General features: G+C 71.1%; 14 protein-coding genes. 6 read left to right on the forward strand and 8 right to left on the reverse strand.

Features of this window, described 5'->3' with window-relative positions:
* Positions 1-146: 146 nt before the first annotated feature.
* Genes ACFCZF_RS22160 through ACFCZF_RS22170 form a run of 3 tightly spaced genes read right to left on the reverse strand, consistent with a single transcriptional unit; the run spans position 147 to position 3,206 of the window.
* Positions 147-1,280 carry an Mrp/NBP35 family ATP-binding protein gene (locus ACFCZF_RS22160; RefSeq protein ID WP_375915518.1) on the reverse strand — a complete coding sequence of 378 codons (1,134 nt, stop codon included), beginning with the start codon at positions 1,278-1,280 and terminating at the stop codon, positions 147-149.
* 44 nt (positions 1,281-1,324) lie between these two features.
* Positions 1,325-1,924: a DUF1003 domain-containing protein gene (locus ACFCZF_RS22165; protein ID WP_375915521.1), complete on the reverse strand. Its 600-nt coding sequence runs from the start codon at positions 1,922-1,924 to the stop codon at positions 1,325-1,327.
* Positions 1,914-3,206, reverse strand: a complete 1,293-nt coding sequence (locus ACFCZF_RS22170) for a magnesium transporter MgtE N-terminal domain-containing protein (RefSeq protein WP_376673107.1) — start codon at positions 3,204-3,206, stop codon at positions 1,914-1,916. The genes ACFCZF_RS22165 and ACFCZF_RS22170 overlap by 11 nt, the downstream gene beginning before the upstream one ends.
* A 284-nt stretch (positions 3,207-3,490) precedes the next feature.
* Here ACFCZF_RS22170 and ACFCZF_RS22175 point away from each other — a divergent pair, with 284 nt between their 5' ends.
* Positions 3,491-4,228: a hypothetical protein gene (locus ACFCZF_RS22175; RefSeq protein ID WP_376673108.1), complete on the forward strand. Its 738-nt coding sequence runs from the start codon at positions 3,491-3,493 to the stop codon at positions 4,226-4,228.
* A 15-nt stretch (positions 4,229-4,243) separates the two neighbouring features.
* Here the strand turns inward: ACFCZF_RS22175 and ACFCZF_RS22180 are convergent, their stop codons facing one another.
* Both ACFCZF_RS22180 and ACFCZF_RS22185 read right to left on the reverse strand, forming a co-directional pair.
* Complete coding sequence (locus ACFCZF_RS22180) at positions 4,244-4,756, reverse strand: hypothetical protein (RefSeq protein WP_376673109.1); 513 nt, start codon at positions 4,754-4,756, stop codon at positions 4,244-4,246.
* A gap of 33 nt (positions 4,757-4,789) precedes the next feature.
* Positions 4,790-5,905 carry a magnesium and cobalt transport protein CorA gene (locus tag ACFCZF_RS22185; RefSeq protein ID WP_376673110.1) on the reverse strand — a complete coding sequence of 372 codons (1,116 nt, stop codon included), beginning with the start codon at positions 5,903-5,905 and terminating at the stop codon, positions 4,790-4,792.
* A 520-nt stretch (positions 5,906-6,425) separates the two neighbouring features.
* Between ACFCZF_RS22185 and ACFCZF_RS22190 the strand changes: the two genes are divergently transcribed.
* On the forward strand, positions 6,426-7,022 hold the full coding sequence (locus ACFCZF_RS22190) for a suppressor of fused domain protein (RefSeq protein WP_376673111.1): 597 nt from the start codon (positions 6,426-6,428) through the stop codon (positions 7,020-7,022).
* A gap of 46 nt (positions 7,023-7,068) precedes the next feature.
* Here ACFCZF_RS22190 and ACFCZF_RS22195 read toward each other — a convergent pair whose 3' ends face one another.
* Entirely contained in the window at positions 7,069-8,292 is a 1,224-nt protein-coding gene (locus ACFCZF_RS22195) for an MFS transporter (protein ID WP_376673112.1), read from the reverse strand.
* Positions 8,293-8,462: 170 nt separating this feature from the next.
* On the opposite strand from ACFCZF_RS22195, the gene ACFCZF_RS22200 reads away from it, so the two are divergent.
* The 3 genes from ACFCZF_RS22200 to ACFCZF_RS22210 all read left to right on the forward strand — a co-directional run bounded on the left by ACFCZF_RS22200 (position 8,463) and on the right by ACFCZF_RS22210 (position 10,825).
* On the forward strand, positions 8,463-9,104 hold the full coding sequence (locus tag ACFCZF_RS22200) for a DUF6758 family protein (protein WP_376673113.1): 642 nt from the start codon (positions 8,463-8,465) through the stop codon (positions 9,102-9,104).
* 175 nt (positions 9,105-9,279) lie between these two features.
* Positions 9,280-10,137, forward strand: a complete 858-nt coding sequence (locus ACFCZF_RS22205; protein WP_376673114.1) for a PHP domain-containing protein — start codon at positions 9,280-9,282, stop codon at positions 10,135-10,137.
* Positions 10,138-10,219: 82 nt separating this feature from the next.
* A complete protein-coding gene (locus tag ACFCZF_RS22210) occupies positions 10,220-10,825 on the forward strand; it encodes a MarC family protein (protein WP_376673115.1) in 606 nt (201 codons plus the stop codon).
* A gap of 134 nt (positions 10,826-10,959) precedes the next feature.
* Here ACFCZF_RS22210 and ACFCZF_RS22215 read toward each other — a convergent pair whose 3' ends face one another.
* Positions 10,960-11,112: a hypothetical protein gene (locus ACFCZF_RS22215; RefSeq protein ID WP_007444413.1), complete on the reverse strand. Its 153-nt coding sequence runs from the start codon at positions 11,110-11,112 to the stop codon at positions 10,960-10,962.
* A 236-nt stretch (positions 11,113-11,348) separates the two neighbouring features.
* Here ACFCZF_RS22215 and ACFCZF_RS22220 point away from each other — a divergent pair, with 236 nt between their 5' ends.
* Positions 11,349-12,254: an NYN domain-containing protein gene (locus ACFCZF_RS22220; RefSeq protein ID WP_375915562.1), complete on the forward strand. Its 906-nt coding sequence runs from the start codon at positions 11,349-11,351 to the stop codon at positions 12,252-12,254.
* An 80-nt stretch (positions 12,255-12,334) separates the two neighbouring features.
* On the opposite strand, the gene ACFCZF_RS22225 is transcribed toward ACFCZF_RS22220, so the two are convergent.
* On the reverse strand, positions 12,335-13,231 hold the full coding sequence (locus ACFCZF_RS22225) for an alpha/beta fold hydrolase (RefSeq protein ID WP_376673116.1): 897 nt from the start codon (positions 13,229-13,231) through the stop codon (positions 12,335-12,337).
* Positions 13,232-13,426: the final 195 nt, after the last annotated feature.

Consider the following 13,426-nt stretch of genomic DNA (forward strand, 5'->3'; position numbering starts at 1 on the left):
GGTCAGTCGCAAGGCACCGTTGCCTGGAGCCGACCTGATCCAAACGACACCCCCTGACCGGCGGGGCCCGGGCGCCCGGGCCTACGACAAGGGGCGCCGTCCCGGCGGACAGCGCCCCAGCCTCGTACGACAGTCCCGTACGAGCGTCAGAACTTGTTCCTCGGGGTGATCCCCAGCGACAGCCCCGAGAGGCCGCGCTGGCGCCCGCCCAGCTTCCCGGCGATCGAGCGCAGGGCCGCGCCCGCCGGGGAGTCCGGGTCGGTCAGGACGACGGGCTTGCCCTCGTCGCCGCCCTCGCGCAGGCGGACGTCGATCGGGATGGAGCCGAGGACCGGGACCGACGCGCCCGTGGTGCGGGTCAGCCCGTCGGCGACCGACTGGCCGCCCCCGGTGCCGAAGACGTCGACCATCTCGCCGCAGTGCGGGCAGGGCAGGCCGGACATGTTCTCGACCACGCCGACGATCTTCTGGTGGGTCTGTACGGCGATGGCGCCCGCCCGCTCCGCCACCTCGGCGGCGGCCTGCTGAGGGGTCGTCACGACCAGGATCTCGGCGTTCGGCACGAGCTGCGCGACGGAGATCGCGATGTCGCCGGTGCCGGGCGGCAGGTCGAGCAGCAGGACGTCCAGGTCGCCCCAGTACACGTCCGCCAGGAACTGCTGGAGCGCGCGGTGCAGCATCGGGCCGCGCCAGACGACCGGCGCGTTGCCCGGGGTGAACATGCCGATCGAGATGACCTTCACCCCGTTGGCCGAAGGCGGCATGATCATGTTCTCGACCTGGGTGGGCCGCCCGTCGGCGCCGAGCATGCGCGGCACGGAGTGGCCGTAGATGTCGGCGTCGACGACACCGACCTTCAGGCCGTCCGCCGCCATCGACGCCGCCAGGTTCACCGTCACCGAGGACTTGCCGACGCCGCCCTTGCCGGAGGCGACCGCGTAGACCCGGGTCAGGCTGCCGGGCTTGGCGAAGGGCACCTCGCGCTCGGTCTGGCCGCCGCGCAGGGCGTTCGCCAGCTCCTTGCGCTGCTCGTCGCTCATCACGTCGAGCTCGACATCGACGCGCGTGACGCCCTCCACCCCCGACACCGCGTCCGTCACGCGCTGCGTGATGGTGTCCCGCATCGGACAGCCGGAGACCGTCAGGTACACGGCGACCGCGACCGCTCCGTCCGCGCCGATCTCCACCGACTTGACCATCCCCAGCTCGGTGATGGGCCGGTTGATCTCGGGGTCGTTCACCGTCGCCAGTGCTTCACGCACCGCGTCTTCCGTAGCCATAGGGTCGATGGTACGGCGCCGCCCACGGGGCACGGAAAGCCCCGTCACCGGTCGTGTACGTCACGCCCCGCGGACCGATCCGCCGGGAATACGCCGCGGTCGGGGTGGTGGCCGTTCTGCCGCTCCTCCAGGTCCCTGAGCACGTCCTGCAGCTCGGAGCGGATCCAGTCCCTCGTCGCGACCTCGCCCAGGCCGATGCGCAGGGCGGCGATCTCGCGCGTCAGGTACTCGGTGTCGGCGATCGACCGCTCGTTCTGCTTCCGGTCCTGCTCCAGATTGACCCGGTCCCGGTCGTCCTGCCGGTTCTGCGCGAGCAGGATCAGCGGGGCCGCGTAGGAGGCCTGCAGCGACAGCATCAGCGTCAGGAAGATGAACGGGTACTCGTCGAAGCGCAGGCCGCTCGGCGCGGACACGTTCCACACCACCCACAGGATGATGACGAAGGTCATCCAGACGATGAACCGCCCGGTGCCCAGGAACCGCGCGACGCGCTCCGACAGCCGGCCGAAGGACTCCGGGTCCCACTCGGGCAGCAGCCTGCGGCGCGGCGGACGGGGCTGGTCCAGCCGGGCCCGGGCACGGGAGGCCGCCGTGGCGCCCGACGCGGCACGCTCACGGGGCGGGGTCTCGCGCTCAGGCACCATCGGCGCTCACCTCCCCCGTCGTCTCCTCCAGGTGGTACTCGGTCTCCCGCCAGTCGTCGGGCAGCATGTGGTCCAGTACGTCGTCCACGGTGACCGCGCCCAGCAGTGACCCGGAATCGTCGACGACGGGCGCCGCGACCATGTCGTACGCGGCGAAGAACCCGGCGACCACGGGCAGCGCGGCGTCCGGATCGAGGGGTTGCAGGTCGTCGTCGATGATCGAGCCGACCAGCGTGTACGGCGGGTCGCGCAGCAGGCGCTGGAAGTGGACCGTGCCGAGGTACTTGCCGGTCGGGGTCTCCTCGGGCGGCCGGCAGACGTAGACCTGCGCCGCGTGCGCCGGGGACAGGTCGGGGTTGCGGATGTGGGCCAGGGCGTCCGCGACGGTCGCGTCGGGCCGCAGCACGATCGGCTCGGTCGTCATCAGACCGCCCGCCGTGTGCTCCTCGTACGCCATCAGGCGCCGCATGTCGGCCGCGTCCTCGGGCCGCATCAGGCTCAGCAGCCGCTCCTTGTCCTCCTCGGGCAGCTCACCGAGCAGGTCGGCCGCGTCGTCGGGGTCCATCGCCTCCAGCACGTCCGCGGCGCGCTCCTCCTTGAGCTTGCCGAGGATCTCGATCTGGTCGTCCTCCGGCAGCTCCTCCAGTACGTCGGCCAGGCGGTCGTCGTCGAGGGCGGCGGCGACCTCCGCGCGGCGCTTGGCGGACAGGTGGTGCAGGACGTTGGCGAGGTCGGCGGGGCGCAGCTGCTCGAAGGTGGCGAGGAGGTTCTCGGCGCCCTGCCCCTGCTCCTCCACGGAGAAGCCGGTCACGCCGGACCACTCGACGGTCAGCGTCTCGCCCTTGTTGCGCCGGAAGGCGCCGCCCTTCCTGCCCTTGCGGACGAAGACCTTGTCGATCTCCCAGTCCCGGCGGGCGGGCAACTGCTGCACCGACAGGTCCAGGACGGTGACCTCCTCACCCGTCTCGGTGAGGGTGACCCGCCGGTCGAGCAGCTCGCCGAAGACGAGGCGCTCGGTGGGCCGCTGTTCGAAGCGCCGGACGTTGACCACGCCGGTGGTGATGACCTGGCCGGACTCGATGCCGGTGACCCGGGTCATGGGCAGGAAGATGCGGCGGCGGGTGGTGAGTTCGACGACCAGGCCGAGCACCCGCGGTGGTTTGCGGGCCACGCGGAGCATGACGACCAGATCGCGCACGCGTCCCACCTGGTCGCCGGCCGGGTCGAAGACGGCGATGCCGGAGAGATGGGAGACGAAGATCCGGGGGGCGCCCGCTGCCATGGCCGCGGCTCCTTTTCTCAAGCTTCGTAGGCGTGCGTCGGAGTGTGTGAGATCGGAGTGTGTGAGAGCTGATTCGTACGGTGTTCCTTTTCCGAATTGCCCGCTCGGACGGGCTTCAGGCTAGCCCGTCCCGAACGGCTCCGCTCTGGTGGCCGGTCCGGACGGACTGGCTCCGTTCGCCGTCCACGGCCCCGGTACGCTGCGGTACGCCGCCAGGGCCTGTCCGGACCCGGTCAGCTCCTTGCCAGCCCTTGCCCGCCCATGTCAGAAAGGCAGCCCCACCTGTGTCTGCGACTCCCCGGCGCCGAATCCGCAGGGCCGCTCTGATGGGCGCGGTGTGCGCCCTGGCGGTGACGGGAGCGGGGCTGACGGGATGCAGTAGTGAGGACCCGGACGCTGGCACCAACGGCGTCGGGAAACTCTCCGCCGACAAGATCCAGGCCAAGGCCCGCACGGCCGCCGAGTCCGCCGAAGCGGTACGCCTGCACGGGACCGTGGCCGCCGGCGGGAACACGTACACCCTGGACATGCGGCTGAAGCCCGACGGGGGGACCGGGTCGGTCGCCGCCGAGGGGACGACGTTCGGGCTGCTGCGCGTCGGCGAGCAGCTCTTCCTCAAGGCCGATGCCGGGTTCTGGAGCCACGACGGCGGGGACGCCGCGGCCGCCGAGAAGCTGGCCGACAAGTACGTGAAGGTGCCGCAGAGCGATCCCGTGTACAAGAAGTTCAGCGGCTTCACGGACAAGGACGTCCTCATCGGTGGTCTGCTGACCCTGCACGGCACGGTGGAGACGGACGGCCGGCACGAGCAGGCGGGCGTGCGCACCATCCGGATCACCGGCGACCAGGGCGCCGGCGGTTCGCTGGACGTCTCCCTGGAGGGCACGCCGTATCCGCTGCGCCTGGTGCGGGCGGGCAGCGCGGGCACGCTCAGCCTCTCGGACTGGAACAAGGACTTCACGCTGGAGGAGCCGGCCGAGGACGACACGCTGGACTACGGCAAGCAGCTGCCGACCTCCTAGGCCCTGTCGTCAGGGCTAACGCTTCTTCCGGCGCTTCAGCAGCAGGCGCGGCAGCCCCGCCGGGATCGGCTCGCGCGTCGTCGCCGGACTCGGCAGCGGTGCCTCGGCCAGCGAACCGTCGGGCAGCGGCGCCGTCGCCCCCGTCGGCTCCAGGAGCAGCACCCGGCACTCGCGGGCCCAGCGGTCGGTCATCGCCTCGCCGTCCGGGGCGTTCAGGCGCTTGCCCTTCAGGTCGGCGACCGCCGCCTGCCATGCCTCCGAGCCGGCCGGCAGTTCCACGACCCGTGCCGTCCAGGAGACCAGCCGGCCCCCCTTGTCCTTGCTGCGCACGGTCACCTCGGCCGAGGCCCCGTCGGCCAGCCCGGGCAGCGGCTGCTCGCCGGGTCCGTCGCCGATGACGCAGGCCGCGCCCTCGTGCCAGACGTGCCACAGCGCGCGGGCGGGAGCCCCGGCCCCCTTGACCCAGATGAGGCCGGACTTCTTCGTGGCCTCCTCGACGAGGGCCTGGTCGAGCAGCTCGCTTGTCATGCGCTCAGCCTATCCAGCCCTCTTCGGCCCCGGTCAGAGCCAGCCGTTGCGCTTGAGCGTGCGGTGGATGCCCAGACAGAGGCCGACCGTGATCGACAGCACCAGCGGGTAGCCGAACTTCCAGTGCGTCTCCGGCATGTAGTCGAAGTTCATGCCGTACACCCCGCACACCATGGTCGGCACCGCGATGATCGCCGCCCACGAGGTGATCTTGCGCATGTCCTCGTTCTGCGCGACGGACGCCTGGGCGAGGTTGGCCTGGAGGATGGAGTTCAGCAGCTCGTCGAAGCCGATGACCTGCTCCTGCACCCGCGCCACGTGGTCGGCGACGTCCCGGAAGTACTTCTGGATCTCCGGGTCGATCAGCCGCATCGGCCGCTCACTGAGCAGCAGCATGGGGCGCAGCAGCGGGGACACCGCCCGCTTGAACTCCAGTACCTCGCGCTTGAGTTGGTAGATCCGTCCGGCGTCCGTACCGCGCGGCGTGCCCTTGCGGCCCGGCGAGAACACCTCCGTCTCGACCTCGTCGATGTCGTCCTGCACCGCGTCGGCGACCGCGATGTAGCCGTCCACGACGTGGTCGGCGATGGCGTGCAGCACCGCCGAGGGGCCCTTGAGCAGCAGCTCGGGGTCCGCCTGCAGCCGGTGCCGCAGTGCGCGCAGCGAGCCCTGCCCGCCGTGCCGGACGGTGATGAAGAAGTCCCGTCCGGTGAAGCACATGACCTCGCCGGTCTCGACGACCTCGCTGTTGGCGGTGAGCTCGTCGTGGTCGACGTAGTGGACGGTCTTGAAGACCGTGAACAGGGAGTCGTCGTAGCGCTCCAGCTTGGGCCGCTGGTGGGCCTGGACGGCGTCCTCCACGGCCAGCGGATGCAGTCCGAACTCCCGGGCGATACCGGCGAACTCGTCCTCGGTGGGCTCGTGCAGGCCGATCCACACGAACCCGCCGTCGCGGCGCACCTGGCGCATCGCCCGGTGCGGGCTCAGCGGGGTCTCCGTCTCGACGCGCGCGCCGTCGCGGTAGACGGCGCAGTCGACGACGGCGGACGTGGTCGCCGGGTCGCGGGTGGTGTCGTAGGCGCCGCCGTCCTTGCGCAGAGAGACGCGGGACGGGCGGACCGCGGCGCGCAGGTCACGGATCATCGACATGGCAGGCTCCTTCGCGACGGGCAGCGAACGAGGCCGGTGACGGGTGGAACCACCCGGAATGAGGACGTCCTGGCTACGTGCGTACGGCACGTCCACAAAGCGGGGAGCACCGCACCGTCGCGGTGGCCGACTTCGCTGCTGATTCAGCTGGTGATTCAGCTGCTGACCCGGATCGATGGACCGGATCAGGCAAAACGAGACGAAGTGCTCTTCCCTGTGAAGGCGCGCGGGCAGAAAGCGGCGACAGAAAGAACCGGAGCAGCTGTGTCAGCGGCCGGAAGAGCGAGTGGTACTGCACGGTCGACTTCGGTCCATGCCAGCCCCACCTCCTCCGGCCGGTCCCTCGTGAGGGACGATCGATTCCCTCGTTTGGAGGGGTTCCCCGTAGGGGAGTCTTCATAGCGTCGGGAGCTTGATCGCGACGCGCTGCGTGCTGCCCCGACGGCTGGGCCAGAGTACCAGTCACCCGGCGTGTCAAGGCGCCGCTTTGCCGCTTCCCTACGAGTTCTATGCTCGCCGCATGGCTGATGTTCTTCCTCTGGTCGAAGCCCGGTTGGGCAGCGCGCTGGGTGAACCGGACGCGCGCGCGGCGGTCACCTTCCTCGGCACCGACCGCATCGAGGTGCTGCGCTTTCCCGGTGGTGGCCCGGAGGGCGACATCGTCCGCTACGCCACTCTCGGTATGTCGGCGCAGCCCATGGCGGACCCCACGGCCGTGCTCGCCGACCCGGTCAAGGGCCCCCGTGCCGAGCTGGTCCTCTCCGTCCGGGCCGGTCTCGCCGACACCGACAAGGTGCTCCGACCGCTCGCCGTGCTGGCCGCGTCCCCGCAGGTCGAGGGCGTGATCGTGGCGCCCGGCGCCTCCCTGGACGTCGGCGGGCCGCTGTGGCCCGGGGCGCCGTACACGTCGGTCCTGGTCGCCGAGCCGGGCGGCCTGGTCGAGGATCTGGAGCTGGACGCCCCGCTGGATCCCGTACGGTTCCTGCCGCTGCTGCCGATGACCGCGAACGAGGCCGCCTGGAAGCGCGTGCACGGCGCGCAGGCCCTCCAGGAACGCTGGCTGACGCACGGGACGGACCTGCGCGATCCGTCCCGCAGGTCCGTTCCGCTGGAGTGACGGAACTCACCAGCTTCCGTCCGTCAGTTGGTCTGTCGGCCGGCCTTCAGCCGGCGAAGACCGTGACCCCGTCTTCGGTCGCGTGCTTCGGCTCCAGTTCCTCCGCGTCGTGGGTGAGCGCGCGGCGTCGTACGAGGACCACGGCCGCGCCCAGCACGGCGGTGACCGCCGCCACGACGAAGGGGATGTGGATGTCGGTCCACTCCTCGATCTTCGGCGCGAAGAAGGGAGCGGCCGCCGCCGCGAACCAGCGCACGAAGTTGTAGCCCGCGCTCGCCACCGGACGCGGCGCGTCCGACACCCCGAGGGCCAGCTCGGTGTAGACGGTGTTGTTCACGCCGATGAAGGCGCCGGACAGGATCGTGCAGACGATCGCGGTGGTGTGGTCGCCGTAGCCGAGGACCAGCACGTCGGCCGCGAGCAGTACCAGCGAGCCGCCGAGCACCTTCAGTGAGCCGAACCGCTTCTGCATGCGCGGCGCCACGAGGACCGAGAAGACGGCGAGCAGCACGCCCCACGCGAAGAACACGGCGCCGGACTTGTACGGCGTCATGTTCAGCACGAACGGCGTGAAGGCCAGCACCGTGAAGAACGTGTAGTTGTAGAAGAACGCCGACGCGGCGGCGGAGGCGAGACCGCCGTGGCCCAGCGCCTTGAGCGGGTCCAGCAGCGACGTCTTGCGGGCCGGCTTCGGCTGTTCCCTCAGGAACACCGTGATGCAGAGAAAGCCGATCGCCATCAGGAACGCGGTGCCGAAGAAGGGGTAGCGCCAGCTGGCGTCGCCGAGCAGCGCGCCCAGCAGGGGGCCGCAGGCCATGCCGAGGCCGAGGGCGGACTCGTAGAGCAGGATCGCCGCGGCGCTCCCGCCGGCCGCCGCACCGACGATGACCGCGAGGGCCGTCGAGACGAACAGCGCGTTCCCGAGGCCCCAGCCGGCCCGGTAGCCGACGAGCTGCCCGACCGTGTCGGAGGTGCCCGCCAGGCCCGCGAAGACCACGACGAAGGCCAGGCCCAGCAGCAGGGTCCTGCGCCCGCCGATGCGGCTGGAGACGAAGCCCGTGACCAGCATCGCGAGGGCGGTGATGAGGAAGTACGAGGTGAACAGGAGGGAGACCTGGCCGGCGCTCGCGTCCAGGCCCTTGGCGATGGACGGCAGGATCGGGTCGACGAGCCCGATGCCCATGAAGGCCACGACGGACGCACCGGCGGTCGCCCATACGGCCTTGGGCTGTCGCAGGATGCCGCCCGTGTCCGCGTCGAAGGGGTCCATGTCTGCTCCAATGCCGACGGGGGTGGGGAACCGGATGGTTGGGGTTTACATATAGTAAGTTAGCGATGCTAATTAATGCAAGATGCATCTAGTTCCCGCTGGTCAGCCGTTCCGCCCGGATGGGTGATCGTCCTTGACGTGAGGGAGTGGGGGTAGGACCGTGGGGCTCTATGAGGGGCGAACCCAGTTGCCCGAAGTGTGGTGGCCGGGTCAGGGCTCCCGGTCTCTTCGCCGATTCCTGGCAGTGCGACCTGCACGGCACCGTGCACCCGCTGCAGCCCGTGCTTCCGCCCAGCGTCGAGGCGCTCGGCGTCGTGGTGCACCGCACGCAGGTACCGGTGTGGATGCCGTGGCCGCTGCCGGTCGGCTGGCTGTTCACCGGCGTGGCCTGCGCGGGCGACGACCGCAGCGGCGGCCGGGCGACCGCCGTGGCCTGCTCCGGTCCCGGCCCCCTCGGTGGCCTCGGTGAGCTGATCCTGGTCGCCGAGGAACTCGGCGTCGGTCTCGGCGCGCGGTACGCCGGCATCGACGCACCGGACCCGGGCCCGTACATGAACGTCGAGAAGCCGCCCCAGGCGAAGGTCCTGGCCGCCGGCCGTCCGACCCCCCTCTGGCACGTCTCCGGCGCCCCCGCCGACCGCGCCGTCTTCGCCGGGGAGGCCCTCGGGATGTGGCTGTGGGCCGTCGTGTGGCCCGAGCGTTCGGGGCTGCTCATGTACGAGGAGCTGGTGCTGACCGACCTGCGGGACGCGGGCGCCGAGGTGGACCTGGTGCCGTGCGGGGCGCTGTCGCCGCGGTTGATCCAGCCGTAGGTGCCGGGCGCCGGTGGTGGGCGCCGATGGTGGGGCGCCGATGGCGGGCGCCGGTGGTGGGCGCCGGTGGCGGGCGTAGGGGGCGCAGGGCCGCTGCGGGTGTGACAGTGGCGGGTGGAATTCCGGTTATCCTTGAGCGTCCCCTTCCGTCCCGTCACCGCTTGGAGTCAGCGTCGTGCGCATCGATCTGCACACCCACTCCACCGCGTCCGACGGCACGGACACCCCGGCCCAGCTGGTGCGCAAGGCCGCCGCGACCGGGCTGGACGTCATCGCGCTGACCGACCACGACACCACCCGCGGCCATGCCGAAGCCGCCGCCGCGCTCCCCGAGGGGCTCACGCTCGTCACCGGCGCCGAACTCTCCTGCCGAGTCGGCGGTGTCAGCATGCACATGCTGGCCTACCTCTTCGACCCCGAGGAGCCCGCCCTGCTCGCCGAGCGCGAACTGGTCCGGGACGACCGGGTGCCGCGGGCCAAGGGCATGGTCGCCAAGCTCAACGCGCTGGGCGTGCCCGTCACCTGGGAGCGGGTCGCGCGCATCGCCGGCGACGGTTCGGTCGGGCGGCCGCACGTGGCCACCGCCCTCGTCGAACTCGGCGTCGTGCCGACCGTGGGCGACGCCTTCACCCAGGACTGGCTGGCCGACGGCGGCCGGGCCTTCGTGGCGAAGCACGAGACCGACCCCTTCGAGGCGCTCCGCCTGATCAAGGGCGCGGGCGGGGTCGCCGTGTTCGCGCACCCGGCCGCCGCCAAGCGGGGCCGTACGGTGCCGGAGACCACGATCGCGGAGCTGGCCGCGGCCGGCCTCGACGGTATCGAGGTCGACCACATGGACCACGACGTGGACACGAGGACGCGGCTGCGCGGGACGGCGAGGGAACTGGGACTCCTGGTGACCGGCTCCAGCGACTACCACGGCAGCCGGAAGACCTGCGTGCTCGGCGAGTACACGACGGACCCCGAGGTGTACGGGGAGATCACGCGGCGGGCTTTCGGGGCGTTCCCCGTGCCCGGGGCCGGCGGGGTCTGAGCGGAGTCTGATCCCCCCGCGTGGTCCGACCCCCCTCCCGCACGCCCACCCTTCCCTCTCCCGCAAGGCCAGTAGCTCACCCATGTTCGACATCGCCGTCTTCGGCTCCCTCTTCCTGACCCTTTTTGTCATCATGGATCCCCCCGGGATCACTCCGATCTTCCTCGCGCTGACCTCCGGCCGGCCCGCCAAGGTGCAGAAGCGAATGGCCTTCCAGGCCGTCTGCGTCGCCGGTGGCGTGATCACGGTGTTCGGTCTGCTCGGGCACCAGATCCTGGACTACCTGCACGTGTCCGTGCCCGCGCTGATGATCGCGGGCGGGCTGCTGCTCCTGCTCATCGCGCTCGACCTGCTCACCGGCAAGACCGACGAACCGAAGCAGACCAAGGACGTCAACGTCGCGCTCGTACCGCTGGGCATGCCGCTGCTCGCCGGCCCCGGGGCGATCGTCTCGGTCATCCTGGCCGTGCAGAAGGCGGACGGCGTGACCGGCCAGGTCTCGGTGTGGGCGGCGATCCTCGCGATCCACGTGGTGTTGTGGCTGGTGATGCGGTACTCGCTGCTGATCATCCGGGTCATCAAGGACGGCGGCGTGGTCCTGGTGACCCGCCTCGCCGGCATGATGCTCTCCGCGATCGCCGTGCAGCAGATCATCAACGGCGTCACGCAGGTGATCCAGGGCGCGTGAGCGAGTGGCGGACCGGCGGACCGGGCGGGGGGCCGGCCGGACCGGGCGGCGGCCCGGCCGCGGGCATGTGGCATGCACAGGGCCCCCGCACGGAGTTCCGTGCGGAGGCCCTGGATGTGTGTGCAGGGTCCGCGCTACAAGGCCGAGGTGTCGGCGGGGCGGATCCACAGGCGCTGCCCGATGGCGGCGGCCTGCTGAACGATGCGATTCACGGAGGCGGCGTCCACGACGGTCGTGTCCACGGGGGTTCCGTCGACGTCGTCGAGTCGCATGACTTCAAAGCGCATGGCCTCTCCCTTGATCTGGTCATCCTCCTGAGGAGAACTACTGGTGTGGCTCCTGGGTCGTCGGTGCCCGGGCTTACGTAGTTAGTCAACGGGCTGCATGTTGCAAACATTCCCTACGCTAAGGAAATTTTTCGAACTGCTAATTACTGACTGGTAAGTCGCTTGTCTCGGCGCGTCGGGCATCCGGAACAAGACTGACCGGGACCGGTTGTGTTCGCAGCGTGACCGCCGGGACAATGGAGGCGATGAACGACGACCTCGCGTCCCTGAACGCCCGCATCGATCGCACCAACGAGCTGCTGCTGCGCATGCTCGCCGAGGTGGCCAAGACGCCCTCGACCCACGCGATCTTCGTCGACGCCGGGTATCTCTACGCGGCGGCGGGACGCCTGGTGGCCGGGACGGAGGACCGCCGGGCCTTCGACCTGGACGCCGAGGGGCTGATCGAGGCGCTCATCGACAAGGCACGCACCATCTTCGCGGACAGCCGCCTGCTGCGGGTCTACTGGTACGACGGCGCCCGGCGCCGCATCCACACCGCCGAGCAGCAGTCCATCGCCGAGCTGCCCGACGTGAAGGTCCGCCTGGGCAACCTCAACGCCAACAACCAGCAGAAGGGCGTCGACTCACTCATCCGCTCCGACCTGGAGTCCCTCGCCCGGCACCGCGCCATCAGCGACGCGGCCCTGCTCGGCGGCGACGAGGACCTGGTCTCGGCGGTCGAGGCCGCCCAGGGGTACGGCGCCCGCGTCCACCTGTGGGGCATCGAGGCGCCCGAGGGCCGCAACCAGGCCGACCCGCTGCTCTGGGAGGTCGACAGCCAGCGCACCTTCGACCTGGACTTCTTCAAGCCGTACGTCTCCCGGCGCACGGCCCACGCCTTCGACGCGACGGGCGTGGCCCGGCCGGCCCGCGAGGACGTCCGCTTCGTGGGCGCGCAGATCGCGGCGAAGTGGCTGGCGGCACGCGGCCGCGAGTCACTGGTGGAACTGCTCCCCGGCCACCCCTACCTCCCCGGCTCGGTGGACCAGGACCTGCTGGTGGAGGCCGAGGGACTGCTCCAGTACTCGCTACGCGGCCAGGCCGACCTGCGCAGGGCGCTGCGGGACGGCTTCTGGGAGCATTTGCAGGCGCAGTACTGAGGGCGTGGTGTTGAGCGCGCGGTACTGAGCGCGCGGTATTGGGTGCGCGGTGTTGAGCGCACGGTATTGGGTGCGCGGTACTAGCGGTGGGCCGAGCGCGGCCGGGTGGGGACGCCGTCCCAGAAGTCGGCGAGGGCGCGTGCGGTCGGCTCGGGCCGGTCGGTGTTGGGGGAGTGCTCGGCACCGGCGATCATGGTCCGGCGCGCGTCCAGCCGTACGGCCATCTCGTCCAGGAGGGGCACGGGCCAGGTGTCGTCGTAGGCGCCCGACAGCACGTGGAACGGCAGCGGCACGGCGGCGAGCTCGCCGACGCGGTCCGGCTCCGTGCACAGTTGCCGTCCCGTGGCGAGGAGCTGAGCGGGTCTGGTGCCCAGCCAGCGGCCGCGCAGCCGTTCCGGTTCCTCCGGTCCGTGCGCGGGTGCCGGGGCGCCGACCTCCTCGGGCGGCCCCATCGCCTGGATCACGTCCCAGACCTCGGCCATCGTCATGGTGTCGAGCGCGTCCCGAAGGAGCTTCACGCGCTGCTGCTGGGAGACGGAGATCCGCGCCGGGCCCGAGGACATCAGCGTGAGTGAGAGGAAGGGGGCGTGGTCCAGCAGCACGGCGGCCCGTGCGATCTGACCGCCGAGGGAGTGCCCGAGGAGATGCGCACGCGTCCCGAGTGCGGTGACCTGCGCGTGTACGTCCCGGGCCAGCTCCGCCTGCGCGTAGCCGGCTTCGTCGTGCTCGGGCCCGTCGGACTCGTACTGGCCCCGCCCGTCCACGGCGACCGTACGGTACCCGCGCGCCCCGAGCGGCTCGTGCAGCAGCGTGAAGTCCTCCTTGCTTCCCGTGAACCCGGGCAGCATCAGCACCGTCCCCTTCGCCTCGACCCCGCCGGTCACGGGCGAGTCGACGACGGCGAACTCACCGCGCGCGGTACGCAGCCGGTACGCGCGGGCGTGGGAGGGCGGGGTGAAGGCGGCGTTCCTGCTCACGGGCAGAGGCTATCGGGCGGTGGGGGCGGGGGAGGGGGCGGCTGGGCGGACGGGGCCCCTGGGGGCTGGATGGTGGTGGGCGGGGCCCCTGGGGGCTGGATGGGCGGCGCCGAGGGGTGGGAACGCCGTCGGCCCGGCCCCGCGGGGGGGGGGGGGGGGGGGGGGAAAGGGGGGGGGGGGGGGGTGTTGTCTTTT

It is taken from the genome of Streptomyces sp. NPDC056296 (assembly GCF_042268605.1).
GTDB lineage: Bacteria > Actinomycetota > Actinomycetes > Streptomycetales > Streptomycetaceae > Streptomyces.